The organism is Deinococcus detaillensis, from assembly GCF_007280555.1.
GTDB lineage: Bacteria > Deinococcota > Deinococci > Deinococcales > Deinococcaceae > Deinococcus > Deinococcus detaillensis.
Window position 1 is genome coordinate 67,658 of record NZ_VKDB01000012.1, and the last position, 24,972, is coordinate 92,629.

General features: G+C 64.3%; 24 protein-coding genes. 13 read left to right on the forward strand and 11 right to left on the reverse strand.

Going from position 1 to position 24,972, the window contains the following annotated elements; all coding sequences use genetic code 11:
- The first annotated feature begins 126 nt into the window (after window positions 1–126).
- The 3 genes from FNU79_RS11630 to FNU79_RS11640 are packed head-to-tail and all read left to right on the forward strand — an operon-like array spanning window position 127 to window position 3,655.
- Window positions 127–1,182 carry a branched-chain amino acid ABC transporter permease gene (locus tag FNU79_RS11630; protein ID WP_225430034.1) on the forward strand — a complete coding sequence of 352 codons (1,056 nt, stop codon included), beginning with the start codon at window positions 127–129 and terminating at the stop codon, window positions 1,180–1,182.
- Window positions 1,179–2,942, forward strand: coding sequence for a branched-chain amino acid ABC transporter ATP-binding protein/permease (locus FNU79_RS11635; RefSeq protein WP_143721004.1), 1,764 nt, complete (start codon window positions 1,179–1,181; stop codon window positions 2,940–2,942). The genes FNU79_RS11630 and FNU79_RS11635 overlap by 4 nt, the downstream gene beginning before the upstream one ends.
- Window positions 2,939–3,655 carry an ABC transporter ATP-binding protein gene (locus FNU79_RS11640; protein ID WP_124870966.1) on the forward strand — a complete coding sequence of 239 codons (717 nt, stop codon included), beginning with the start codon at window positions 2,939–2,941 and terminating at the stop codon, window positions 3,653–3,655. Before FNU79_RS11635 ends, FNU79_RS11640 begins: the two co-directional genes overlap by 4 nt.
- Window positions 3,656–3,742: 87 nt before the next feature.
- Here the strand turns inward: FNU79_RS11640 and FNU79_RS11645 are convergent, their stop codons facing one another.
- Window positions 3,743–4,612: an aminoglycoside phosphotransferase family protein gene (locus FNU79_RS11645; protein WP_225430035.1), complete on the reverse strand. Its 870-nt coding sequence runs from the start codon at window positions 4,610–4,612 to the stop codon at window positions 3,743–3,745.
- Window positions 4,613–4,753: 141 nt separating this feature from the next.
- Here FNU79_RS11645 and FNU79_RS11650 point away from each other — a divergent pair, with 141 nt between their 5' ends.
- Window positions 4,754–6,145 carry a YdgA family protein gene (locus FNU79_RS11650; protein WP_143721006.1) on the forward strand — a complete coding sequence of 464 codons (1,392 nt, stop codon included), beginning with the start codon at window positions 4,754–4,756 and terminating at the stop codon, window positions 6,143–6,145.
- Between the two features lie 85 nt (window positions 6,146–6,230).
- On the opposite strand, the gene FNU79_RS11655 is transcribed toward FNU79_RS11650, so the two are convergent.
- Window positions 6,231–6,773, reverse strand: coding sequence for a putative glycolipid-binding domain-containing protein (locus FNU79_RS11655; RefSeq protein WP_143721007.1), 543 nt, complete (start codon window positions 6,771–6,773; stop codon window positions 6,231–6,233).
- 37 nt (window positions 6,774–6,810) lie between these two features.
- Here FNU79_RS11655 and FNU79_RS11660 point away from each other — a divergent pair, with 37 nt between their 5' ends.
- Window positions 6,811–7,380 carry a GNAT family N-acetyltransferase gene (locus FNU79_RS11660; RefSeq protein ID WP_143721008.1) on the forward strand — a complete coding sequence of 190 codons (570 nt, stop codon included), beginning with the start codon at window positions 6,811–6,813 and terminating at the stop codon, window positions 7,378–7,380.
- 42 nt (window positions 7,381–7,422) lie between these two features.
- Window positions 7,423–8,115 (forward strand): hypothetical protein, encoded by a 693-nt coding sequence (locus FNU79_RS11665; RefSeq protein WP_143721040.1) that lies wholly within the window; start codon window positions 7,423–7,425, stop codon window positions 8,113–8,115.
- Window positions 8,116–8,390: 275 nt separating this feature from the next.
- On the opposite strand, the gene FNU79_RS11670 is transcribed toward FNU79_RS11665, so the two are convergent.
- The 3 genes from FNU79_RS11670 to FNU79_RS11680 all read right to left on the reverse strand — a co-directional run bounded on the left by FNU79_RS11670 (window position 8,391) and on the right by FNU79_RS11680 (window position 12,687).
- The gene (locus tag FNU79_RS11670; protein WP_185974692.1) at window positions 8,391–9,182 is read right to left on the reverse strand and encodes a metallophosphoesterase; all 792 of its coding nucleotides are present in this window, start codon (window positions 9,180–9,182) and stop codon (window positions 8,391–8,393) included.
- A gap of 62 nt (window positions 9,183–9,244) precedes the next feature.
- Window positions 9,245–10,249 (reverse strand): DHH family phosphoesterase, encoded by a 1,005-nt coding sequence (locus FNU79_RS11675; protein WP_143721010.1) that lies wholly within the window; start codon window positions 10,247–10,249, stop codon window positions 9,245–9,247.
- An 83-nt stretch (window positions 10,250–10,332) separates the two neighbouring features.
- Window positions 10,333–12,687 (reverse strand): penicillin acylase family protein, encoded by a 2,355-nt coding sequence (locus tag FNU79_RS11680; protein WP_143721011.1) that lies wholly within the window; start codon window positions 12,685–12,687, stop codon window positions 10,333–10,335.
- A gap of 122 nt (window positions 12,688–12,809) precedes the next feature.
- On the opposite strand from FNU79_RS11680, the gene FNU79_RS11685 reads away from it, so the two are divergent.
- Window positions 12,810–13,328 (forward strand): macro domain-containing protein, encoded by a 519-nt coding sequence (locus tag FNU79_RS11685; protein WP_143721012.1) that lies wholly within the window; start codon window positions 12,810–12,812, stop codon window positions 13,326–13,328.
- A gap of 106 nt (window positions 13,329–13,434) precedes the next feature.
- Entirely contained in the window at window positions 13,435–13,752 is a 318-nt protein-coding gene (gene cutA / locus FNU79_RS11690; protein ID WP_124870939.1) for a divalent-cation tolerance protein CutA, read from the forward strand.
- Window positions 13,753–13,779: 27 nt separating this feature from the next.
- Here cutA and hemW read toward each other — a convergent pair whose 3' ends face one another.
- Together hemW and FNU79_RS11700 are read right to left on the reverse strand one after the other, a co-directional pair.
- Window positions 13,780–14,928 (reverse strand): radical SAM family heme chaperone HemW, encoded by a 1,149-nt coding sequence (gene hemW, locus FNU79_RS11695; RefSeq protein WP_143721041.1) that lies wholly within the window; start codon window positions 14,926–14,928, stop codon window positions 13,780–13,782.
- Window positions 14,929–15,011: 83 nt separating this feature from the next.
- On the reverse strand, window positions 15,012–15,548 hold the full coding sequence (locus FNU79_RS11700) for a hypothetical protein (RefSeq protein ID WP_185974693.1): 537 nt from the start codon (window positions 15,546–15,548) through the stop codon (window positions 15,012–15,014).
- 91 nt (window positions 15,549–15,639) lie between these two features.
- Here FNU79_RS11700 and FNU79_RS11705 point away from each other — a divergent pair, with 91 nt between their 5' ends.
- From FNU79_RS11705 to FNU79_RS11715, 3 genes are read left to right on the forward strand one after another with little or no spacing between them, the layout of a single operon-like run.
- Window positions 15,640–16,389, forward strand: coding sequence for a metallophosphoesterase family protein (locus FNU79_RS11705; RefSeq protein WP_143721013.1), 750 nt, complete (start codon window positions 15,640–15,642; stop codon window positions 16,387–16,389).
- A gap of 43 nt (window positions 16,390–16,432) precedes the next feature.
- Window positions 16,433–17,386: a DNA polymerase III gene (locus FNU79_RS11710; protein WP_143721014.1), complete on the forward strand. Its 954-nt coding sequence runs from the start codon at window positions 16,433–16,435 to the stop codon at window positions 17,384–17,386.
- Window positions 17,387–17,435: 49 nt separating this feature from the next.
- A complete protein-coding gene (locus FNU79_RS11715) occupies window positions 17,436–18,068 on the forward strand; it encodes a phosphoribosylanthranilate isomerase (RefSeq protein WP_143721015.1) in 633 nt (210 codons plus the stop codon).
- A 259-nt stretch (window positions 18,069–18,327) separates the two neighbouring features.
- Here FNU79_RS11715 and FNU79_RS11720 read toward each other — a convergent pair whose 3' ends face one another.
- Window positions 18,328–18,918 (reverse strand): biotin transporter BioY, encoded by a 591-nt coding sequence (locus FNU79_RS11720; RefSeq protein WP_143721016.1) that lies wholly within the window; start codon window positions 18,916–18,918, stop codon window positions 18,328–18,330.
- Between the two features lie 48 nt (window positions 18,919–18,966).
- Window positions 18,967–19,962: a biotin--[acetyl-CoA-carboxylase] ligase gene (locus FNU79_RS11725; protein WP_143721017.1), complete on the reverse strand. Its 996-nt coding sequence runs from the start codon at window positions 19,960–19,962 to the stop codon at window positions 18,967–18,969.
- A gap of 205 nt (window positions 19,963–20,167) precedes the next feature.
- Here FNU79_RS11725 and FNU79_RS11730 point away from each other — a divergent pair, with 205 nt between their 5' ends.
- Both FNU79_RS11730 and FNU79_RS11735 read left to right on the forward strand, forming a co-directional pair.
- Window positions 20,168–20,620 carry a VOC family protein gene (locus FNU79_RS11730; RefSeq protein WP_143721018.1) on the forward strand — a complete coding sequence of 151 codons (453 nt, stop codon included), beginning with the start codon at window positions 20,168–20,170 and terminating at the stop codon, window positions 20,618–20,620.
- Window positions 20,617–21,006: a VanZ family protein gene (locus FNU79_RS11735; RefSeq protein WP_318636146.1), complete on the forward strand. Its 390-nt coding sequence runs from the start codon at window positions 20,617–20,619 to the stop codon at window positions 21,004–21,006. Before FNU79_RS11730 ends, FNU79_RS11735 begins: the two co-directional genes overlap by 4 nt.
- Here the strand turns inward: FNU79_RS11735 and FNU79_RS11740 are convergent.
- Both FNU79_RS11740 and FNU79_RS11745 read right to left on the reverse strand, forming a co-directional pair.
- Complete coding sequence (locus FNU79_RS11740) at window positions 20,997–22,031, reverse strand: hypothetical protein (protein ID WP_143721020.1); 1,035 nt, start codon at window positions 22,029–22,031, stop codon at window positions 20,997–20,999. The genes FNU79_RS11735 and FNU79_RS11740 overlap by 10 nt on opposite strands.
- Before the next feature lie 69 nt (window positions 22,032–22,100).
- Window positions 22,101–24,968 (reverse strand): LPS-assembly protein LptD, encoded by a 2,868-nt coding sequence (locus FNU79_RS11745; RefSeq protein WP_143721021.1) that lies wholly within the window; start codon window positions 24,966–24,968, stop codon window positions 22,101–22,103.
- Window positions 24,969–24,972: the final 4 nt, after the last annotated feature.

The window sequence follows — 24,972 nt, forward strand, 5'->3', positions numbered from 1 at the left end:
GGAAGGGCAACCGCTTCGCCCAACTCACCCCCTCTTTTTTTAGCTTTTGCCCCCTCTCTCTTTAGGGGGTGGTGAGCGCCAGCAAACTTGCCCTTCTTCCCCAAACTCACACTGGAGGCCACCCCCTTGGACTTAGCCCAGATCTTTGACCCCGCCATCTTCCCCGTTCTCGCTGCCGACGGCCTGACCAACGGCGCGGTCTACGCCCTGCTCAGCCTCGCACTGGTGCTGGTCTTCGCCGTCACGCGGGTCATCTTCGTGGCTCAGGGCGAGTTCGTTTCGTTCGGAGCGCTGACGCTGGCCAGCTTGCAACTCGGCAAGGTTCCCGGCACGCTGTGGCTGGTGCTGGCGCTGCTGGCGATCAGCGCGGTGGTGGAAGGCATTTCGCAAGTTCGGCAGGGCCAAGCGAGGCGGGCCGGACTGGTGCTGCTCTCTGCGGTTGCCATCGGTGCGGGCCTGTGGGCGCTGCTGACCTGGCTGGCACCGCTCAAGCTGGCGCTGCCGCTGCAAGTGCTGCTGACCCTGCTGCTGGTCGTGCCGCTGGGGCCGCTGAGCTACCGGCTGGCCTTCATGCCGCTGCGGGAAGCCAGCACGCTCGTTCTGCTGATCGCCGCCGTCAGCCTGCACTTGGTGCTCAGCGGGCTGGGATTGGCCTTTTTCGGGGCGGAAGGCTCGCGCACACCCGCCTTTGCCGAGGGCCAGGTCACGCTGGGACAGGTGCAGCTCAGCGCCCAGAGCCTCGTGACTATTTTGGTCAGCGCCGCGTTGATGCTGGCCCTGTATTTCTTCTTTGACCGCACCCTGGCAGGCAAAGCGCTCAGGGCCACCGCCGTCAACCGGCTGGGCGCGAGGCTCAGCGGGATCAGTCCGGTGCGGGCAGGCTACGTCAGCTTCACGCTGGCCGCCACCATCGGAGCGCTCAGCGGCCTGCTGATCGGCCCCTCCACCCCGCTGAGTTACGACAGCGGCTTTCTGATCGGCCTCAAGGGCTTCGTGGGGGCCATCGTCGGCGGCTTGGTGTCGTATCCGGTGGCGGCGCTCGGCGCACTGTTGGTGGGCCTGCTGGAGAGCTTCGCCTCGTTCAGCTTCAGCGCCTGGAAGGAAGTGATTGTGTTCGGGCTGATTTTGCCGGTGCTGCTGTGGCGCTCGCTCACCACCCGCCACGCTGAGGAAGAGGAATGAAGTTCGGCGCGAGAACTTGGCTGGCCTTAGCCTTCTTCGCAGTCATCGCCGTGCTGCCCTTCTTGCTGCCCACCTTTTACCTGACCCTGCTCGGCAACGTCGGCATCTACGCGCTGGTGGCGCTGGGGCTGGTGCTGCTGACCGGCGTGGCAGGCAGCACCAGCTTCGGGCAGGCGGCCTTCATGGGCGTCGGGGCGTACACCAGCGCCGTGCTGTGCCTCAGATTCGGCCTCTCGCCCTGGCTGACTCTATTCGCGGCGGTAACGGTTACAGGGGTGGTGGCGCTGATTCTGGGGGCCATCACGCTGCGGATGCAGGGCCACTTTCTGCCGCTGGCGACGATTGCCTGGGGCCTGAGCCTGTACTACACCTTCGGCAACGCGCCGTTCGCGGGCGGCTTTACCGGCCTGACCGGGGTGCCGCCGATCTCGCTGTTCGGCCTCGACCTCAACACCCCCAACCGCTTTTACTGGCTGGTCTGGGCGGTGCTGGCGCTGTGCGCCTGGGTCACGCAGAACCTGCTGCAAAGCCGCACCGGACGGGCCATGCGAGCGCTGAGGGGCGGCGTCACGGTGGCCGAGAGCTTCGGCGTCAACACCTACGCCCTGCGGGTGCAGACCTTCCTGCTCTCGGCGGTGCTGGCGGCGGTGGCGGGCTGGCTCTACGCGCACGGGCAGGGCTTTATCAACCCCACGCCGTTCGGGCTCTCGCAGGGCATCGAATTTCTGTTCATGGCCGTGGTGGGCGGTTCCGGCTCGGTGGGCGGAGCGATTCTGGGCGCGGGGCTGATTACTTTGCTGCGCGACCAGTTGCAAAACCTCCTGCCCAAACTGCTGGGCCAGTCCGGCGACTTCGTGACCCCCGTGTTCGGCATCCTGGTCATTTTGATGCTTCAGGTGGCCCGCGAGGGGCTGTGGCCGCTGCTGGAACGCATTCTTCCCAAGCCTTCTCAAACCCTGATGCCGGGAACCGAGCGCCTCCCCCTGCACGTCAAACCCGCTTCCGGTGAAGAACTGCTCAAGCTGGAAGGTGTCTCCAAGCACTTCGGCGGCCTCAAAGCCGTCAACGAGGTGTCGTTTAGCCTGCGTAGCGGCGAGATTCTGGGCCTGATCGGCCCCAACGGCGCAGGCAAATCCACCCTCTTCAACGTGATTTCCGGGGTACTGCCACCGACGTCCGGCAAAGTCACCCTGCACGGCAAAGACATCTCGCGCTTCGCCTCGCGCCAGATCGCCCGCTTGGGCATGGCCCGCACCTTTCAGCACGTCCGGCTGTTTCCGGAGATGACGCTGCTCGGCAACGCCATGATGGGCGGCTATACCCGCGCCCACGCCGGAATGACCCGCAGCCTCTTGCACTTGGAGCGCAGTGAGGAAGCGGCCCTGCAACACGCCGCCGCCGAGCAACTCGGGCGGGTGGGCCTCGGCAACGTGTTTGAACTGGCGGGCAATTTGCCGCTGGGCCAGCAGCGCATCCTCGAAATCGCTCGGGCGCTGGTGGCCGACCCGACGTTACTGCTGCTCGACGAACCGGCGGCGGGCCTGCGGGTGGGCGAAAAGCGTGAACTCTCGGCGCTGCTGCGCAAGTTGCAGGGTGAGGGCGTCACCATTTTGATCGTGGAGCATGACATGGATTTGGTGATGAACGTGGTTGACCGCTTGGTGGTCATGAATTACGGCGAGAAGCTGGCCGAGGGCACACCCAGAGAAATTCAGCAGCACCCCGCCGTGCGCGAGGCTTACTTGGGCGGCGCGGCGTGAGCCTCCTTTCTGTTCAAGATTTGCACGTCAATTATGGCCGGGTGGAAGCCCTTCACGGTGTTTCGTTGGATGTGGACGCGGGCCAGATCGTCAGCGTGATCGGCCCCAACGGTGCGGGCAAAACCACCCTGCTCTCGGCGTTGGCGGGCGTGCTGCCGTCTCGCGGCGAGGCGGCGTATCAGGGTGAGTCTCTGCGCGGGGTCAGCGTGGAAGAGCGGGTCAGCCGGGGGCTGGTGATGGTGCCGGAGAAGCGCGAACTGTTCGGCTCGATGACGGTGGCCGACAACCTGCTCCTCGGCTCGTTTTCCCGCCGCAACCGCAGCCACGTCAAGGCCGACCTCGACGGTGTGTACGTCCGCTTTCCGCGACTCTTGGAGCGCCGCAAGCAACTGGCCGGAACCTTATCGGGCGGCGAGCAGCAGATGCTGGCGATCGGGCGGGCGCTGATGACCTCACCCAAACTCTTGATGCTGGACGAGCCGTCTCTGGGCCTGGCCCCCATCATCGTGCGCGAGATTTTCAAGATCGTGGAGTCGCTGCGCGAGGGCGGCGTCACCGTACTGCTGGTCGAGCAAAATGCGCGGGCGGCTTTGGCGTGCAGCGATCACGGGTATGTTCTGGAAACGGGAGACGTGAAGCTCAGCGGCCCCGCCCAGCAACTCGCCGACGATCCGGCGGTGACGAGCGCGTATTTGGGAACGGCAGAAGCCTAGAGCATTCCACTCCCTCTGGTCGGTCACAAAAGAGCTTCTTTTGTGACGAATGCTCTAAGCACCACCACTTTTACAGCCTCACGGCATTCACCCACTCCCACTCACCACTTCCCCTCTCAGCACCTCGCCCAGCACCCGCCGCGCCTCAGCCGCCTTCACCGCGTCTGAGGCGCAGTGCTCTTCCAGCACAATCAGCGCCTTCCACAGCGCCCAGCCGCGTCCCCGCGCCCAAGTCGCCGCATCTGCCGCGAGGGCGTTCACGAAGGCTTGGCGACTCTCGCCCTCAAACAGCGTCCATGCAATCACCGTGTCACAGGCCGGATCACCCACGCCCGCGCAGCCGAAGTCGATGACGGCGCTGAGCTGGCCTCCGTCAATCAGCACATTGCCAGCGCTCACGTCGCCGTGAAACCAGACCGGCGGGCCGTGCCACGTGGCAGACACTGCCGCCTCCCACACCGCGAGGGCGGCGGCAGCGTCTATTTCAGCGCCCAAAATACCGATGGCGTGACGGGTCTCGGCGTCGTAGTTCGTCAGTGGGCCGCCCCGGTAAAAGCTGTGCGGCCCGAATCTTGGCCCGCTCTCGGCATCAAGGCTTTGCAGGACGTTCAGAAAATGGGCCATTTGCCAGGCCACACGCGCCAAATCGGAGATAGGCGCACTCACCGCGCTCTCCCCTTCCAGCCAGCCGTAGACCGACCAGGGCCAAGGATAGCCTTCAGCAGGAGCGCCCAATCCCAGCGGCGTCGGAATCGGCAGCGGCAAGAGTGGCGCAAGGAACGGCAGCCAGCGCTGCTCTTTGGCGACTTGCGGCGTGTACCCCTCGGCGCTGGGCAGTCTGACACTCATCCGCTCGCCCAGCCGGAAGGTTCGGTTGTCCCAGCCGCTCACCTCTACTGGCTTTACCGGCAAGCTGGCCCACTGCGGGAACTGACCAGCGATCAGACGGCTGACCAACTCGGCACTGATTTCAGGCAGCTTAGCGCCTTCTATTCTTGAACGACTGGACTTGCACCTCGATCAGCCAAGTTGCTTACTCCCGTTTTGTCATCCTAAAGTACCTATCATCCGGCTTTGGCTAAGCGCTACATTAAATGTATGACTCGTCTCAAAGACAGCCCCCGCCGCTCCGGTTTGCCTGCCCTCGGGATTGGCCTGCTGGTGGTGCTGGGCGCACTCGCCGGAGCCACCGCCTACACCGGAAGCCAAACCGTGCAGACCCAAGAAGACTTGGCCAGCACCCTCAAAGCGCAGGTCAACGCCAGCGGCTACGCCCGCGTGACCAGCAGCACTTATCAGCGCGGCTTCCTGTCCAGCACGCAGGTGCTCAACGTGATGCTGGGCAAAGAAGGTGAGGCGGGCAGCGTGCCGATCATCATCACCAACCGCATTCAGCATGGGCCGCTGCCGGGCTTCAAAACAGTGGGCAACGCCCTGATCGATACCGAAGTCAAGTTTGCCGATGCCGCTTTGCAGAAAAAAGTAGAAGAAGCCCTCGGCGGCCAGCAGCCCGTCATTCGCACGGTGGTGGGTCTCGACGGCAGCACCAATACCCATTTCGAGGTGCCTAAGGGCCAATTCAGCGATCAGGGCGCGGCGATCACTTGGCAGCCGCTGACCGGCGACGTGAGCAACGGCCTGAGCGCTAGTAGCCGGATAGACTGGCCCGAATTCAAAGTCACCTCGCCGGAAGGCAACCTGACCTTCAGCGGCCTGAGCGGCAGCGGCACCACCCGCAAGCAAAACGCCGACGACCTGCTGGGCGTGGGCGACCAGACCATGACCCTCAAAAGCCTGACCTACAGCAGCACGTCGGGCGAGGCCAAAGGCAACTTCACGCTCAGCGACCTCAAAGCAGGCGGCAAAAGTACGCTGGACGGCGGCTTTTACAATGCGGCCCTGCTTTACGACATCGGACAACTGGCTCTCGAGATGCCGGGCAGCTCCGCGCAAAACTACAAAAATGTCCAGCTTCACCTCAGCATGAATCACCTCAGCCGCGAGCCGCTCTCGCGACTTGCCAAGACCTTCAGCGAACTCGGCAAGCAAAGTCAGGCCAACCCCAACCAAACCCCCGATGTCAGCGACGCCCAGCAAAAGGCGATGCTGGACGACGCGGTGGCGCTGCTCAAATCCCAGCCGGTACTGTCGGTCGACCGCGTCAGCTTGACGCAGCCCAGCGGCGAGATTGTACTGACGGGCAAGGCCGAATTGCCCGGAGCCGCCGAACTCAGCAGCGAGAACGTGGAAATGCTGAGCGCTTCCCCGCTGGCCGCGCTGGGCCTCGCCAAGTTGCAGGCCCAGTTTAAGGCTCCCGAAGCGGCCCTACGCGAACTGCTGACCAACCTCGCTCCCGAAGCGGTTCAAAACCTCGACGGCATGATTCAGGCCGGAATGCTTAAGCGCGAAGGCACCCTTTTGGTCAGCGACATGGCTTTCGAGAGCGGCGCAGGAACGGTCAACGGCCAAGCCTTGGGCGGCGGATTCTAAACTTAAATGGGGCAAAGGAGGCAGGGCGAAGGCTCTGCTTTTTCTTTTTGCCACCACTTAATACATATACCCGACAGCCCTGCTTTCAGATTTGTACGAACAGGCCCGGATACTCGCGCACCAGCAGATCGTCGTCTACCTTCAGTTCGGTGCTAAAGCCTGCGCCGAGGTTTTCGTAGCGGTAGGTGTGCGGGCCGAGGCGGGTGTAGCGCTGACGGGTCACGCGGCGGGTCAGGCTGGGCACCTCGACCACCACGGCCAGAATTTCTCCCGCTTCGCCGGGATGCAAATCGAGGCGGCGCAACGCCAGCGTGTTGGTGTAGGGCGTGACATTGAGGTCGAGGTCGGTGCAGCCGCTCAAGTCGCTCAGTTCCTCGCCGCCGTTGCCGTGCCACCTCCCCGAGGCGCTGCGGGTCAGGGTCAGCGAGGCCTGACCCGAGAGCCTCAGCACGGCGGCCACCAAGGAGCCTTTGCCGTCGACCTCAAGGCGGTAACGCAGGGTAAACGGGCCTTCTGGCGCTTTACCGATCACTGTTCCGCTGGCCCAGCCCTGGCCGGTCAGCAGGTGTTCCAAGCCCAGCTTTTGCTCATCCAGGCTTTGCCACATCACATGCTGCCGCGCGGTCATACCGCTCAGGGTAGCAGGCTGTGGCAAGCTAACAGCAATGGCCCGTCCACCATCAACCCCCTTGCCCCTGACCCTACGTCCCCAAACCGCCCGCGAAGCGCTGCTGCTTTCGTTGTGGCTGACCGACCCAGCAGCCGAGTGGCGGCAGTGGGACGCGCCGTATTTGCTGCCAGCGCCGGACGGACACAGAGAAGAAGCGGAAGACGGAGAAGCCGACCAAAGCCACCACGAACGCCTGATTTTTGTAGGTGAGCAAGCGGTGGGCTTGGTGACCCGCACACCCGAAGCGCCCAGCAGCGGCGGCTGGTGGGAACTGGGCATCCTCATTTACGATCCGCAGCACTGGGGCGGCGGCTTCGGCACGCGGGCGCTGCGCGACTGGACGGCCCTGACTTTTCAGGAAACTGGGGCGCACGTGCTGACCCTCAGCACCTGGAGCGGCAACGCCCGGATGATTCGCGCTGCAACGCGGGTCGGTTACGCCGAGTGCGCCCGCGTGCGCGAAGCGCGGCTGTGGCAGGGCAAGCGTTACGCCAGCGTGCGGCTCGATCTGCTGCGGCGTGAATGGGAAGAATCGCTTAAGTTCGGCGGCGGCGAGCAGGCTTAAGCTGGGGAGGTGGCACACTTTTCGGCTCAGGGCACGGCAAATATGCCAGCAGCCACGAACAAGGGCTCGGCGCTCAACCCAAGCGGCTTTCTGGCCACCCAAGACCTCAAAGACCGGGGCTGGACACCGCGCCTGATCGCCGAATTTCTGGGCGATCACGACCAGACCCGTCCCAACGGCCTCAAGATGGGCCGCCGACGCTTGCCGCCGGTCAAGCTGTACTTGGAAACGCGGGTGGAGGAAGCCGAGCGCGAGGAAACTTTTTTGCTGGCCCAGCACCGCGCCATGCAGGCCCGCGAACGCGCCGAGGTCGCCAAAGCCGCCCGCCAAGCCAAACGCGCCGCTCTGCTCGACGCCGCCGCCGAGCGCTACACCCCCGTGATCGTGCCGGAAGCGCTGCGCAAGGGAGCCGTCAAAAAAGCCCGCGCTCCTTATCTGGAAGGCCTGGAGCAACTGCTCACCGAGATCAAGCGCGGCTTTGCCCACCAGCCGCCCGACCCTCAACCAGAAGCCGCGCCCAAACGAAAGGTCAGCAAAAGCAAGCCCGCCAAGCCCAAGCCGCTCAGCGAGAGTGAGGAAAAAGATTTGCGGGCGGCCCTCCTCAAACGGCTGGAAGCGGCGCTGGCCGGGGCTTACGAGTGGTTCCCCGATCCTTACGCGCCTGATCCAAAGGCCAAAAAGGGGAAGGGCAGCATTGCCAAGCCAGCCGACTGGCGCAAGTGGGACTGGGATTGAGGGTTTAGACGTTTTGGTCGTCTTTAGAGTCTGATCTGTGACGCAGAGACCTTGTTATATAGATATTCCACAAGCTGACAGCGCATACCAGAAAGACAACTACCGAGCCAGCAACCACGTTCGAGGTTTCATTACATTGGGCTTCAGCTATTTTACCTGAACCTTGTCCAGCAGATAAGCAGGCCATTGCGGCAAAGAGTGCTGAAAAAAGAAAACTTATCAGACTAAGAACAAACAAAACCCATATTAAGAAAGCTTTCAGTTTCATGATAAGCCTATTCTAAGTTTAGAAAATAGGGTGGCCGATGTAAATGAGGTTGGCAGCCCACCAAGTCCGCGCACAGCACTTCCGGCGGACTGCCCAGCCGCAGCGGCAGCCGTGTAGTGCCCAGCCCGCGTGAAACGTAAAACAAACCGTTACCGGGTTCGCGCCGTGCTCCGGTGTGCCAGCGCCGCCCCCGTGCCACCGTCAGGCCGAACAGCCGAATCTGTCCACCGTGGGTGTGTCCGGTCAATAGCAGATCGAAAGGTACCGCGCCACGCCGCACGCTTTCGATGATCTGGGGAGAGTGGGCCAGCAGCAGCCGCACATCCGCCTTGCCGGAAAAGCAGTCGGGACGCTCAAGGCCGCAGGCACTGTTGTCGTAGCCGTAGATTCGCAGGTGCAGACCGCCAACCGTAATGCTCTCGCCCGCATTGAGCAGCACCCGCGCCACGCTGGAAACGGCGGTGAGCAGAGCGGCGCTTTCCGACTGGCTCAGCAGGCGTTTGCGAAAGCCTGAAAGCGTCTCACGCTCCCAGTTGCCCTGCACAAAGTAAATGCGGGCGCACTCAATCCGCCGCAACTCGGCCAGCACACGCGGCAAGTCGCTCTGGTGGCTGACCAGATCGCCGGTGATGCACACCACATCCGGTTTCAGGGCATTGACTGTGGCGGCGATGCTCCCATTCAGAAAACGGGCGCGGCCATGTAGGTCGCTGAGCTGCACCACCCGCACGGAGCGGCCCGAAGAGAACGGCAACTCCAAGCGCAGGCGCACCACCCGCAGCCAGTGGGTTTCGGTCACCAGCCACGCCAGACCCGCCAAAGCGCCCGCCGTAAGCCAGAACCGGTTCGGTATTTTCGCTCTCAGCGCAGGCCCACCCGCCGCAACTCGGCGTCCGCCGCCGCTTCAAAGCGGGCCACCGTTTCGGCGTAGGGAGCGGCCACCGAAGCTCCAGCCGCCGCGACGTGACCGCCACCGCCCAGCACCACCGCGATATTCTGGGCGCTGACCAGTCCCCTGGAGCGCAGCGACACCTTGACCCGTTCACCGTAATCTTTGTACATCACCGCCAACTCGGTGCCGTCGGCGTTGCGGATGGTGTTGACATACGACTCCACGTCTTCCCAAGCTGAGCCGGTGCGCTTCAATGCGGCTTCGTCGACGTGCGAGGACACGACCAAACCGTCCAGTGAAAAGGCCATCTGATCGAGCACTTCGCGCAGCAGAGAGTAATAACGGGGCGGGTTGCGGGCCATCTGGTCATTGATCCACGGGAGGGCCGCGCCGCGCTCCACCAAGTCGGCGGCGGTTCGCAGCACCTGCGGGGTTGTATTGGAAAACCGGAACGAGCCGGTGTCGGTGCTGGTGCCGAGCAGCAGCGGCGTGGCGATGTCGGCACTCCACGCCGCACCCAGCGCGTCCACCACGTCTTTGACCATCATGGCCGCCGCCGCCTGCGAGGGATCGACCACGCTGACAGCGGCCTTGCGGCGGTTGGTGCCGTGGTGGTCGATGTTGACGACTGGCCCCTCAAAGGCGCTGATGTCGGCTCCAGCCACCCGCGCCGTGTCGGTGTTGTCGACGTCCAGCACGGCAGCCAGAGCGTTTTCCGGCCACGTTTCAAGCTGAGGCAGCACTTCACCTTCCTGGGGCAAAAAGGTCAGGTAACGCGGCACCTGCATGTAGGTCTGAGCGTCCTTGCCGAGCGACCTGAGCGCCCGCTGAAGGCCCAGACAGCTACCCAGCGCGTCTCCGTCCGGGTCGATGTGGGCCAGAATCACGATGGGGCCAGCGTGGGCCTTAAGGCAGGTCGCCGCTTCCTGCACGAGTTCGGCGTAACGGGGTTCGGCGGCATTTTGAGCAGTCATGCAGAGGAGTATAAACAAGCGCGGCGAAAAAGCAGTCGGAAGAATTGCCCATCTGGTCAGCTCTTTGGGCGTGGGAAGGACGCTTATTCGCCCGAGAGCTTCAGCACCCGCGTGCGGCCCCAATCGGTAGGATCGCTGCTCATGGGAATGTACTCGCCGCGCTGCCACAGCCGCAATTGATCGGCGTAGTGCGGGCCAACCGGGTTGCCGCCCTGCCCCAGCGTGCCGACGAACACGCTTTTGTTGAGGTCGGACAGGTCGATAATCTGGCGGTAACTCGGCGCGTGGGTCTGCCGGTAAGTGCCGGGGTTGGGGCGGCCCACGTCCACGGTATTGGTGCCGCCAGACGAAGGCGCGGCGCGGTTAAACAGCCAGCCAATCGCTTTGACGCCGCCAAAGGCCTGATGGTTGTTGGTCATCTGGTGCAACTTGCCGTAGATCCAGCCGTCAGGATTGGAGCCGAGGCGGGCGCTGAGGTCGGTCACGGCGGCTTTGAGGGTGGAGGTCAGCCAAGCGTTGCAGTCGCCCTGCCCATTCACCGCGCACAACTTGCTGCCCGATTTGAGGGCGTTCAGCACCGCCAAGCTGTTGACGGGTGTGGTGTTGCCGAGCTCGTCTTGACTGAGCTTTTGCAGTTGCATCAGCCACGCCTCGAAAATCAGCGGCGGCACGGCGTCGGCCCGCTCGTTGCCGTCCCAATCTCTCAGACGCTCTAAAGCTTGGCTACTCAGATCGCCGTCCGGCTTGGCCGTCAGCAAGTACGGCTTGAGGTCGCGCCACACCAGACTCACGGTGTCGTTTTGCACCGCTTTCACGTCGGCCACCGTGAGTTTGTCTTTGGCACTCAGCAACTCGGTGATGCGCTCGGCGCGGTAAGGCTCGGCCCAGTTGCGGTCATTGGCGAGGAAATAAGGATAGCTGTCCGGCACGACTTTGTTGTTGGCCGTCACCACCAAGTTGTCGGCGGGGTTGAAGGTGTGCGGCAAGGCTTCAAAGGGAATGTAACCCGTCCACTCGTGCTGGCCGTCGCCGAGGGTGGGCAAACTGCCGTCCCAGTTGCTGCTCGGTGATTGCCGAATCGGAATCTTGCCGGGAGCGTAGTACCCTGTATTGCCGTCCACGTCGGCATATACGAAGTTCTGACTGGGAGCCACGTAGAATTTGAGGGCTTCGGTGAAATCCGTCCAATTGCGGGCGTAGTTCAGGCCCAAAAAGGCGTCCAGGGTGGTGTCGCCCGGCGCGAGGGCCGTCCACTTGAGGGCCACACGCGGGCCAACCGCCGCCGCGTCACCGCTGACACCGGAGATGATTGGGCCGTGAACGCTTTCGGCCACCGGGAACTCCACATCCGGCTTGCCCTTGACTTTAATGACCTCGGTGCGGGTGGTGAGTTTGGCCCCCTCGGGTTCAATGTAAAGATCTTGCACGTCGGGATTGACGTTGGTGACGCCCCAAGCGAGGCGGTCATTGCGGCCAATCACGATGGCGGGCAGTCCCGGCAAGCTGGCCCCGATGCTGTGGAGAGTCGGCCCTTTAATGTCGGCCAAGTACCACAGCATCGGCGCACTCAGGCCCAGATGCGGGTCGTCGGCCAGAATCGGTTTGCCGCTGGCGGTGCGGCTGCCGCCGATGACCCAATCGTTGCTGCCTTTGCCCGGGGCATTCACAAACCCCAGCGAGCGGGCGGCGGCGAGTTGGGCTTGCAAAGCACGGACAGTGGTTGCGGGCAAGCGGGCCGCGAGCAGAGGCACAGAGCCGCGCCGCGCTCCCGTTCCCAGTTCCTCCGCGCTGAGAATGGTCGGCGCACCTTTCGGGTACGGCGGCAACACCGAGCCGAGCGCGTCAGGGCCGAGTTTTTGCGTGATCTGCTGGCCCAGCAACTCATCTTCCCAGTTGCCGCCGAGGTCGTAGGCCAGCAGCTTGCTCCACGCCACGCTGTCGGTATCGGTCCAGGGTTCGGGCTTAAAACCCAGAATGCGGAACTCCGGCGGCAAGCGGTTCTGAGCGATGCCCGCGTTGACGCCCCGGGTGTAGGCACTGATCATTTCCCGGCTGCGCGGCGAGAGGGCCGGAATGATGCTCTGGGCGGCGCGGTAAAAGCCCCAGGTTCGCAGAAATTTATCCTGATCCAGCGCGGCCTCGCCCAGCACCTCGCTCAGCCGCCCCTGCGCCACGCGGCGCTGAAATTCCATTTGCCACAGGCGGTCTTGGGCGTGAACGAACCCCAGTGCTTCGACGGCGTCGGCGTCCGACTGCTCAGCCACGATGTGCGGCACGCCCCAGCGGTCACGGGTCACCGTCACTGGCCCCTTGAGGCCCGGCAACTTGAGCGCCCCCGATAAAACCGGGTTGGTGACGCTGTTGAAATAAATCAGCGCTCCCGCCACCAGCAAAAACAAAACCAACACCACGATACCAACCCCGCGCAGTACACGCATATTTTCTTCCTCCGGTGACGCTTCAGCTTGTTCCAATTGGGCTGTCGAGACTTGCCTGACACGTTAGCGCGTCCGGACGTTTGGGGTCGCCTCTAATCCCGCCGCTGCTTTATCCTGCCGCCATGCCACTTCAACTCATTCAGGGCGACATCGCTGCCCAGCGCACCTGCGCCCTCGTCACGGCGGCCAACGCGCAACTCATCGGCGGCGGCGGCGTGGACGGGGTGATTCACCGGGCGGCGGGGCCGGGGTTGTTGCACTCCATTCGGGCCATCGGCGGCACGCCCACCGGCAGCGCCGTCATCACGCCGGCCTTCGAGCTGAGCAGTCGGGGCGTGCAGCACATCATTCACGCCGTCGGCCCCATCTGGCGCGGCGGCGAGAGCGGTGAAGCGGAATTGCTGGCCGGGGCGTACCGCGCCTCACTACAACTGGCCACGCGGGCGAGCTGCGCCAGCGTGTCGTTTCCGGCCATCAGCACCGGCGTTTACGGCTATCCGCTGGGGCTAGCGTGCCAAGTCGCTCTCCAAACCATCGCGGCTTATCTGGACGAGGTTCCTGAATTGGAAGTGCGGTTGGTGCTGTATGACCGGGGCAGCTTCAACACCGCCCAGCGGCTGCGCGAACAGCTTGGCCTGTAGCGCTGAATTTTTTCGGGTCAAGCTTTTCGTACTCCGTTCCATCCTTCCCCGCTTCACCGAGCGGCACTTCACCGAAAGGCCCGCTGGATGCTCTAAACTCAGTGCCATGTCTTTAGTCGTGATGGTCACGGTGCCGCCTGCGGGCGCAGCCGAATTGGCGCGGGGCTTGGTCGAACACCGCTTGGCGGGCTGCGTCAATATTGTGCCGGGTCTGCAAACCGTCTACCGTTGGGGCAACGAAGTGGCCGAGGAACCCGAAACCCTGCTGATCATCAAAACCAACGGTGAGCGCTATCCGGAGCTGGAGCGCTATATCAAAGAACACCACCCTTATGAGGTGCCGGAAATCGTGGCCCTGCCGGTCGACCGCTCCTCGCCGGAGTTTTCGCAATGGCTCAACGCCTCGCTGAGCGTGTCTTCCTGAGCCGGGGCGACCCTCTCACCCTCTCCGCTACCCATTGACAAAATCGCCCAGCACTTTGTTGAGCAGCCACCAGCCCCGCGCCGTGGCCCGCAGCACCGCGCCGTCCAAGGTCAGCAGGCCCGCTTTGAGGTTGCGCTCCAGCGGCCCTGCGTAGCGCTGGGTCACCTCTAAGCCGCTGGAGAGCGACAAGGCGGCCAAGTCCACGCCAGCACGGGTTCGCAGACCCATGAACAGAGCGTCGGTGACGTGCTCCTCGGCGTCTACCGCTTCTGATTCGGCGGCTGGCCCCGCCGCAAAGTCGTGGGCCAGCCAGTCGTGGAGGTGCGGATTGGTGCGCCGCTCGGCCCTCAGTCCGGCCTGCTGGGTGGGGTAATGGCCCGCCGCGCCCGGCCCCAGCCCCAGATAAAAACGGTTTTGCCAGTAAGCGCTGTTGTGGCGCGACTGCTCGCCCGGGCGGGCGTAATTGCTGATCTCGTAGCGCTCCAGCCCCGCATCGGTCAGCAGCTCGGCGGTGCGCTCAAATCCCATCTGCTCGTCATCCTCGTTGACCTTGACACCCCGGCGGGCAAACGGCGTACCGGGTTCGATGGTGAGGGTATACGCGCTGACGTGCCCCACCCCCAGCGCCAAGAGTCCAGCGATGTCACGCTCTAGGGGCTGCCCCGCCACCGCCGTGATCAGATCACCGCTGACCCGGAACCCCGCCGCTGCCAGCAACTCCACCGCGCTGCTGGCCTGCTCTGCGTCGTGCTGACGGCCCAGAAATTTGAGGGTCGGATCGTCCAAGCTCTGGACGCCCACCGAAGCGCGGTCAAAGCCAAGGCTGCGCCAGTGCTGTGCCCTGGAGGCTGAAACGGTGCCGGGATTGACTTCCAAGGTGTTTTCCAAGCGTCCCCAGCCCAGATGACGGCGAATGGTCTGGGTCAGCTGGGCGAGTTCGTCGTCCCTGAGAAAACTGGGCGTGCCGCCGCCGAGGTAGACCGTCTCCAAATCGGTGGGATAGGTCGCCGCCAGATACGCCGCCTCGCGCTCAAGCTGCGCCAGGTAGGCTTCGACTTGCCCGCTGCGGCGCGTCAGCACATGAAAATCGCAGTACGGGCAAATGCTGGGGCAAAACGGCACATGCACATACAGGTGCTTGACGGGCGGCAACTGGATCATCGGCAACTGGGTCATCAGCAAGGGGGCGGCGCTCACGCCGGGCAGTCTAGAGGCTGCGGAAGCAAGCAACCGTAAAAGCGGAACGCTCGGCCTTACCCTCAGCCGAGTTGGGCCAGTCCCTGCGGCAGACCGCCTGCCCACAGCAGCAAAACTTCAGCCAAACGCTGCGCTGGACAGACCACCACCGCAACGCTGTGCGCGGCGCAGACACTCGCGGCGGCGTTCTCGCCCGACTCGCCCGCGCCGCTGAGCACCAGAGCCGCCTGCCACGCCGGAAACGCGCCGCCTTCCAGATAGCTCAGGCCGCTTTCGGCTTCTTGCATCTGCTGAGCCACCTGCACCGCTGGGCCAGCCGCCACAGCCGCGCCGATGACCACTACGCCGCTGAAAGGTTGGGCGCTCAGCGTACGTTCCAACGGCGTCAGGTGGTCGTGAATGAGCAGTTCGAGGTGGCCTTTGATGAGCTGGCCCTCTGCCGCGAGCAGGGCGCTCAGAGCGTCGGCGGTGGCCCGCGCCGTTTCAGGGGCGGCGGCGACGAGCCAAGCATGCCCGCCGACGCGGCCTTCAAAACGGGCGTGAACTGCCCCGTAGACATCACTCCAAACCTCGCTGGGCGAAACAACCAAAGCAGACATACGCCTCAGCATAGCGGGCGGCTGACGCGGATAAGCGCACAGAGCGGCGACTCAGGACATCTCTGCGTTGCCCAGCCGCTATGATGCAGACGTGCGGCTGCTGTTGATTTCCGATATTCATGCCAACTACACCGCGCTTGAAGCCGTGTTAAACGATGCTCAAGGCCGTAATTTCAGTCACGTTGTTCATCTGGGCGACGCGCTGGGGTACGGCCCGCATCCCCGCGAGGTGCTGGAAGCGCTCAGAACACTCGACGCCGTGTGCATGATGGGCAACCACGACCAGATGTTGCTCGACCGCGCCGACGGTCTCAATATGCGGGTCAGTATCGTGTCGCAGGCGCTGGCGTGGCAGCTCGAACGCCTCTCCGAGCGCGATTTGGGCTGGATTCGCAGTTGGCGCGACGGCATGGACGATCCGGTCATCGGCGCACGCTACCGCCACGGCAGCCCCACCAGCTTGGACGACTACACCGATTCGGTGACGGCAGCGAGAGAAGCCTTTTCGGGGTGGCACGGGCGGCTGGCTTTTGTCGGGCACACCCACCACCCCGCCGTCTACGCCACCCTCAATGCGCCGGTGGGCGAGTGGATCAAGCACCAGGCTTTCGTGCAGGGCGGCAGTTACATGGTGCCCCCCAGCGCCAGAGTGATTTTGAATCCCGGCTCGGTGGGCCAGCCCCGCGACGGCAATCCGCAGGCCAGCTACGCCATTTTCGATAGCGCCCGCAATAACTTCCAGGTGTTCCGGGTCGATTACGACATCGCTCAGGTGCAGGCCGACGTGAACGCGGCGGGCCTGCCGGAAGTGCTGGGCGCTCGATTGTTTTTGGGCAAATGAGTATGTTCAGAAAAAGGGCGAGAGGCGGCTTATGGATGCAGCCATGACGCTCGCCCCGCCCCGTTTGCCGCGCCTGCCGGACGCGCACGCGGCTTTGCTGCCTCCGCTCGCGCAGACGCAGAGCAATGCTTGGCTGCTGACCGGCCCGGCGCGGGTGGGCAAGCGGGCGCTGGCCAGCGTGGTGGCGGCGCTGCACAACTGCGCTCAGCGGGGGCCTCAGGAAGCGCCGTGCGGCGAGTGCGCTTCGTGCCGCGCCGCCGCACTGGGCCTTCACCCCGACGTGCTGGTGCTGGCTCCGCGCACCATCACCAGCACCGGCAAAGCTGCCCGGCGCAAAATCATTCCGATCGGCGCGGTGCTGGCCTCGCGTGACCGCGACAAAGACTACGAGCAGCACGTCTACGAGTTTTTGGAAGTGCGTCCCACTTACCGGCGGCGGGTCGTCATCATTGACGGTGCCGAGCACCTCAACGCAGAAACCGCCAATGCCCTGCTCAAACTGATCGAGGAACCGCCGCACCGCGCCCTGTTCGTGCTGCTGGCCGAGGACGTGCGATCGGTGTTGCCCACGTTAGTGAGCCGCTCCAGCCGCCTCGGTGTGCCGCCCGCGCCGCAGAGCGATTTGGCAAAGTACTTGCAGCAAGAAGGCTGCGCGGTTGACGCCGAACTGCTGGCCTTCGCTGCTGGCCGCGCCGGACTGCTCAGCGATGTGGAAGCGGTGCGTTCGGCGCTCTCCGATGCCCGCACCCTCACAGACGCGGTGCGGGAAGGACTGTGGCCCGCTTTTGAGGCCGCCGCCGCGCTGGAAAAAACCTTCTCGGCAGCGCTTCATCCCGAAGCGCTGCGCTTCGTTTGGCAGCCCGAGGCGGGCGCAGTGCGGGCGGCGGCAGACACGGCCCTCGAAGCCCTACAAGGAGCGCTGGAAGCTTACGCCAATCCGGGCCTGAGTTTTCAGGTGTTCGCGTTGTCGCTGCGCCAGGCCTTCGGCGCGGCCTGAGCCAAATGCCCCCAACACCTTGGCCGCCGGGTGTGCTAGCTTACTCGCCATGTCTTTTGCCCGCACCCGCGTCAAAATCTGTGGCACCACCAATCTCAGTGACGCTTTAAGCGCGGCTGAGGCGGGCGCGGACGCCATCGGACTGATTTTTGCGCCAGTCAGCAAGCGGCGCATTGACGCGGCGGCGGCGCGGCAGATTTCGCTGGCGGTGGAGCCGAGCGTGGGGCGGGTGGGCGTCTTTTTGGATCAAAGCTCGGAAGAGGTGCTGCGCCTCGCCGACGCTACCCGCTTGTCCGCCGTGCAGATTCATGACCGCTACAGCAGCGCTGAGTGGGCAGAATTGGCGAGCTTTTACCCGGTGGTGCGGGTGGTGCGCCCCGCCGACTTGGGTCAGATCGATGTCCCCGCACTCGGCAGCTCCATCACGCTGATGTTGGACGCTCCGCAGCCGGGCAGCGGGCAGCCGCTCGACTGGCCCGCGCTGGCCCCCGCATTTCCGGCGGGCGCTTGGCTGGCGGGCGGTTTGGGGCCGAGCAACGTGGCGCAGGCCATCAGCGCTCTGCGTCCGGCTGGGGTGGACGCAGTCAGCGCTTTAGAAGTTCGCCCCGGTCATAAAGACCCGGCTCTGGTACGGGCTTTCGTGGAAGCGGTGCGCCGAGCTGACGGCCCGAGTCAGCGCTGAGGAGCCGCTGAACGATCACTGGGAGGCCAAAAAGCGCCGTTAAACAAAAGTTATCCACAACCCTCCGTTTCACTGTGGATAACTTTTGAGAACGTTCAGCGCCGCGAATAAATGGGTTTTGATTCGTCTGGAACGGCTTTGAGCCTTTCTGATGAAGCGGCTGTTTTAGTTCCTCACTGACCTTATCCACAAGTTATCCACAGGCCCTGTGGATAAGCCTGTGGATAAGTTTGGAGATTTACGTTGAGGTGGAGTGAGCTCAGCGGCGTCGCAAAAGTGCCCAAGCGCCCGGCAGCAGCGCCGCGCCCAGCGCCAATTTGATGACGTCGCCCAGCAAAAATGGCGTCAAGCCCGCCGCCAGCAGGCCTTGCCCTTTGAGGCCGGTCAGGATACCGAGCAGCAGCAAGCCCGGAATATAAATCACCGCGTTGCCCGCCAGCATCGCCAGCGCAGTGCCGAGCGGGGTACGGTCAGCGGCGAAGCGCTCCACCAACAATCCCACCAAGCCCGCCGCCAGCACGAAGCCGAGCAGGTAGCCCAGCGTGGGCGTCAGGTGTCCGGTTTTGGCGCTCAGCAGCGACGCACCCCCGCCCGCGAAGACGGGAAGGCCCGCCGCGCCCGCTGCCAAGTAGGTCAGCATCGCGGCGACTCCTTTGCGGCTGCCGAGCGCTGCACCGACCAGCAGCACCGCCAGCGTTTGCAAGGTCAGCGGCACCGGATACATCGGAATGCTGATCTGGGCGCAGACGGCCACCAGCGCCGCGCCGCCGAGCACGAGCGCGGCGCTGCGGATCAGGCCGGGTTGAGAGACGGCGACGTTGGATAAAGTGGGATAAGTAGGCTGGGTCATGATTCTCCTTTGGGGTGGGCACTCAAACCAGGGGCTGAGATCCCGAGTCTAGCGGAGCGCACCGATCAGTTCCACATCCCCCGCGCCGATGGTCAGGATCTGGCCCGCGCCGACTTGCACCAGCAGTTCGCCCTGATCGCTCAGGTCCAGCGCCCGTCCGCTGACTGGCCCGCCGGAGGTCTGCACCCGCACGTCTTTGCCCAGCGTGAAACTGGCACTGCGCCACGCGGCCAAGACGGTGTGCCTGGGAGCGCTGAGCCAAACTGTGAGCGAAGCCAGCACGGTGGCCAGCAGCTCGGCGCGGTTGAAGGCAAAAGTTGTCTGCGGCGGCAGCAAATCGGCCAAGCACGCCGCCGAGCGGCCCGAATCCGCCGCCGGCAACTCGGGGGCCACCGTGACGTTTATCCCTATGCCCAGCACCGCCCGCTGCGCCGCGCTGCCGCGCACGCCCACTTCCAGCAAAATGCCTGCCAGCTTGCGGCCATCCGGCGTGATGAGGTCGTTGGGCCATTTGAGGCCCGGCAAAATCGAGCCGGGCGGCAACACGCTCAGGCAAGCTTCCCGCAGCGCCACCCCCGCCGCCAGCGGCCACAGCGCCAGCTCGGTTGAGGGCTCAGGCCGCAGCAGCACACTAAAAAGCAGGGCGCTTCCCCGTTGCCGCTGCGCCGCCCAGGTTCGCCCGCGCCGCCCACGTCCGGCGAGTTGCTGCTCGGCCAGCACCACCGCGCCCGCCGGAGCCGGCCCAGCCGCGTCGTCCGCCCAGCGCCGCACTTCGTCTTGGGTGCTGCCGACCTGCGGCAAGTAGCGGTAAGCGCCCGCGAAGCCCGCCGCCCGCAGCGCCTGCACCGTCGGTGTGCCGGTCGCCAGTGCCAAGCCCGCCGCCGAGCGCTCAAGTGGCACGCCCAGATGTTGCAGCTCGCCCGCTTGCCCCCCAAGTTGGGCCAAGCTGAGGTTGAGTTGCGCGGCCAGTTGATTGAGGGGGTGCGGCTGCTCGGTGAGGACGCTCAGGAGCGGCGGCCATGAAGTTTCAGGCTGTTCGAGCACGCCAGCAGTTTGACCCGCCGGGCCGGAGAAAGGCAAGCGGCCAGCTCCCCCGTTCAGTATTTGGGCCAGATTCAGTGCTTAAACCGGACGCTGGGTCAAAGTCAGCGCCGGGCATCCTGAGCAGGCTCCTCTGCATGGGAATCAGCGCTCAACTGCCCAGATACATGGCCCAGACACTCAACCACCCAGACGCTAAACTGCTCAGATGACTGCTTCAAGCGCCCTCGCCGCTCCTTATCTCAGCGGCCTGACTTTAGACCACATCGCGGTGGCCACGCCCGACTTAGACAGCGGCAGCGCGGCTTACTTGGCGCTCAACTTGCGCCCGGAAGGGCCAGACGAAGACGTGCCGGGACAGGGGGTGCGGGTGCGGGCCTTTGAGATCGGCGGCAGCTTGATCGAACTGCTGATGCCCACCCGTGAGAGCAGTCCCATCGCCACTTTTTTGGCCAAGCGCGGCGCGGGCCTGCATCATCTGGCCTTCCGGGTCAGTGACTTGGCAGCCGAAATGCAGCGGCTCTCGACGTTGGGCGCGGTCTTTATCAGCGCAGAGCCCCAAGCCGGACGCGCCGGAACGCGGGTGGCCTTTTTGCACCCCAAATGGAGCGGCGGCACCCTCATCGAGCTGGTGGAGCATCCGGCGGAGCGGGGCGAGTGACGGCTCCTCTCTCCCCTGCCCCGCATCCGCCCGCCAACCGCCTCTGGTGGCTGCCCACGCTGGCACTGATGGCCGTGATCTGGGTGCTGAGCAGCCGCGCCGACCCCATCGGCATTCCCTTGCCGCACCCGCTCGACTGGGCCGCTCACTTTGTCAGCTACGCCGCGCTGGGGTTTTGCGCCGCCCGCGCCAGCGGTTCGTGGACGCTGGGCTGGGTGCTGGCGGCTTGGTTCGGGGCCTTTGATGAAGTTCACCAGGCCTTCGTGCCGGGGCGCGAGGCGGGCATCAGCGATTGGTGGTTTGATCTGCTGGGCGCGGCACTGGGCAGCCGCCTGACGCTGGGCAGGGTAAGGGCGCTGCCGAAAGCTGAGCGGAGTCAGGGCTGAGCTGGAGGGCTGACCGGCGCGGTGATCGGCACCAGCCAAGTCACAGCGCGGGGGTTGTTGAAAGTGGCCAGGGGAGCGTTGCGCCAGCCGTTGCCTGCCAAGCCGTAAGCGCTGTCAAACTGGGTCAGGGTGGTGGCGTCTAAACTGTAGAGGGTGGCGTCGGGCGCGTAGGTTACGTCGCGCAGATCGCTAAAATAAGCGGGGATGCCGGTCTTGGTGCCGTTCCAGATCAGCAGCGGAGCGCTGGAGCCGCTTTGCCAAGCCCCCAGCAAGCGGTCACTGCTGTACAAGTTGCTGGCGGGGGTGTTGAGCTGGGTGGTGGCGGGCAGCGCCGTGAGGGTGCCGCTGCTGCTCAGCGTCTGCACCCCACTGGCCGCCGCCGCGTACAGCGCTCCCTTGAAAAGGGCCAGATCGTTGATGGTCGGCACGCTGACCGGCGAGGCGAGACTGCTGCTGCCGTCGCTGTTGCGGCTGACCCGCAGCAGCTCCGAGCCGCTGCCCACCGCCGGATGCACCGCCCAGACCGTGTCGCCCTGCACCGCCAGACGGGTTTGCAGCGGCGTGCTGGGCGTCGGCGCGGGCAAGGTGGCGCTAAAGGACACGCTGCCGTCGCTGCGCCACACCACCACCTGTTGCAGCGCTCCATTGCCGCAGTCCGAGAGCGCCGCCAAACGGTCGAGCGCGGCGCTGACTTCCAACTTGACGTAGCAGGGCCTAAAGGCCGCGTCAGTGGGATTGGGCTGCGAAACCGGATTGGCCAAGTTGGCGTCGCGGGTTTCAAGGTGATCCGTGTAGAGCAGGGCCAATTTGCTGCCGCCTGGCAAAGTTGCCAGGTCAACCGCGTTCGGCACGCCAGCAGTTTGCTGCACCCCCGTTTTGCCGACGTCCACGGTGCTGAGCGCGGCCGCGCTGCCGGTGCCCGACAACACCGCCAGCCGAATGGTCACGGCGTCTTCGGTGGTGCCGGTGCAGGCGCTCAGCACGGCGGGAAGGAGAAGCGGCAAGAAAAACATTGAGCGGCGCATGGTGGCTCCTTTCGGAAGGAAGAAGAAAGAGAAAGTGGAGCAGCAGACTTGATGCACTTGTTTAAATATTCACTTGTTCAAGTTAAAGACCGGAAAAGTGCTGACCCCGGCGGTGTTGTCAAACGCCGAGATGCTGCCCGCACCCGGAATCACCAATCCGATTCGGAAGCGCTTGGCCACCGGATTGATCTCGGCCTGAAAAGCCCAGCAGCAGCGGTCGACGGTCAGCAGCAAGACGGGTTGCAGCGGGGCGGTGTCGGTGCGCACCCCGTTGACCCAACTCAGCGTTTGCTGGAAGGTGGCGGTCAGCGAGGCGTCGGGTTTGTCCTGGCGGCCAAAGGTGAAATTGAAGGCCAGCGGCTGCAAACTCAGGGTCTCATTCAATGGCTGATTGGGGCCGTAGACCGGAGCGCGGGTGTAGCTGGCCAGCCCGCTGAGCGCCACCCGGCGGCCAAATTGCCAGTCGCCGCTGAGGCTGGCACTCTGCACATAAAAAGCGTCTTTTTGCAAGCTGCCGGGCGTCGCCAAACTGACTTGGGCGCTCAGGCGCTGAGCCGGGCGGGTAGAGGTGAGCGCCGCCGTGAGACTGGGGCGCGTCCACTCGGTGTTGCCCAGATCGTAGGGGCCGCCGTATTTGAGGTTCCAATTCACGCTGCTGGGCGCGGTGCTGGCCGAGTTCTGGTTGGGCGAGTATCCGCCCGGCAAATTGCCCACGCTGAAATACACCGTGTCGTTGGTGTAGGCATTGGGCGTGCCCGGATTCTGCACGCTGCCTTTGGGCAAGGTTAGGTTGTGGGTGCTGGAAAAAGCGTAGTCGCGCCAGTTGACATTCAGCGTGCCGCCCACGCTGGGCGACTGCAAATTAACCGTTTCGCTGAGGCTCAGCGTCACCGGATTGAGAACCGCGTCACGGGTGGCCACCGCGCCCGCGCTGACCGTCACGCTTTGCAGCTCCCGCTTTTTGAGGTCTTGCACCAGCGACACCCCAAAGGTGTTGGTTCTTACGCCGCCAATCGCCTTGACGGTGGTGGTAAAAGGCGCGGGGCCGGTTCGGTAATCGTAGCTGCCCGCAAACGAAACGTTGAGCCCCCGAGCCGCCGACGCGCCGAATGAACCGCTCCCAGTCACACTTTCCAGTTGGCCTTCAAAAAAGTCGTGCTTGACATCGAGGCTGAGCTGCAGCGGCTCCTGCGCCACGCTGATGTTGAGGTCGGCGGGCTGCTGCTTGTCGGCAGGCAACACCAAATCGTAGTCCTGCGTGAGCCGGACAGCCACGCCGGAAGCGGGCGTCAGGTTGAGCGCGAAGCCCACCGGAGCGCTAAGCAGCTTGCTCTGAATCTGGTCGAAGGCAAAGGGACTGACTCCCTCGCGGCGCAAGTACGTGTATTTGACGGTGAAACTGCCCGCGCTGCTCGGCAAGTTGATCGGCGTGCCGTAAGCGCTGTAGAGAGGCGCGTACCCGCCGCTGGAGGCCCGCACCCCAAACGCCTGAGTCAAGCTGCCGCCGATACTCAAATCCACCGTGCGCTGACCAGTCAGGTAATAGCGGCCCGTGAAGGTGTTACTGATATTGAGATCCGCATTGCGCCAGGGGCGGGCCAGATAAGTAATCTGGTGTTCTTCTTGCAGGCGGGCGGCGGCGTAGTTGGGGCCCTGCAGCACCGCCGAGCGGCTGAGCGGGTTGCTGGCGGCCTCGTAGTCGCCCACCGTGAACTTGAAATCGGCGCTGAGGGTGCTGCCGCTCCGGTACGTCACCAGATACGGATCAGGGTCGATCACCACTTCCGGTTTCTTAAGCGGCGCGGCCAAGGTCAGGGCCGGATCTAACCCGCGCTGATCAGCCACCGTCACACCGATTTTGACGTTGTTGACACCCTTGACATTGATCACCGTTACGTCGGCCTGCGCGTTGATGGCGGTCACGCCCTTGTTGGGGTCGCTGTCGAGCAGCCCGATAGCTTTGCGGACGCCGGAGACGCTGTACACCAGGCCGCCCGGCGCGGTGTTGTCCAAGTCGGCGTGGCCTTTGGCGGCAAAGTTGAAATCAATGGCGTAACCGCTGGTGAAGTTGCCCTGCGCGTCGGCGGGGTTGGGTTCGGCCAGGCCGTAGACGTTCAGGCGGTCTAAGTACGGCAGCGGCGCGTAGACGGTGAATTCGCCGCCGCCGCCGAAACTCGGAGCGCGGTTTTGGTAGTAGCGCAGGAAGGTGGTGCCCAGCGTATTGCTGCTGAACGCGAACGGCAAATCTGCTTTGAAGGTGCGTCCATCAACCTTGTCGTTGGTGTAGCTGAGCTTAGGCTGGCGCGAGGGGTCGTTGAGCGGCAGCGCCACGATCGGCAAGTACAGCACCGGCGTACCTGCCAGCAGCAAGGTGGCCTGGTAGCCAATCAGTCGGTCGCCGGGATACAGCAGCAGCCGCTTGGCCCTGAAGGCGTAATCGTCGGGGGTGCGCCCACACTTGGCGCAGGGCGTGAAATAGCTGTTCTGAGCGGTGAGCTGGCCCGGAATGCGCTCCACCATCTCACCGCGAATCTCCAATTCAGCGTCGCTGATAATCACGTCTTCGCCGCTGATCGCCTGATTGCCGAGGTTGACCACCAAATCCGAGCCGCCGAGGTGCTGCACCGCGCCGCTGGCGTCCACCGCGTCGTAGCGCCCCGGCCCAATCAGCGTCAGGGTGCGGCGGCTGCGGTTAAATTCCACGCGGGTGGCCGTCACCACGTCGTCGTCTATTCGCAGCTCTACCCTGTCGCCGCTGATCACCACGATGTCTTGATCGTCCACTTTGCTCAGCTCGAGCCGGTCGGCCTGAATAATCCGCACCGTGCGGGCCTGCGCCGTGCCGAGGCCAAGCACCAGCAAACCGGCCAGCAGCGAAGCGGCGCGGCTGTGCGGGCGCGGTGTCAGCGGGGGAAGCGGCGCGGCCTGACGGATCACAGGG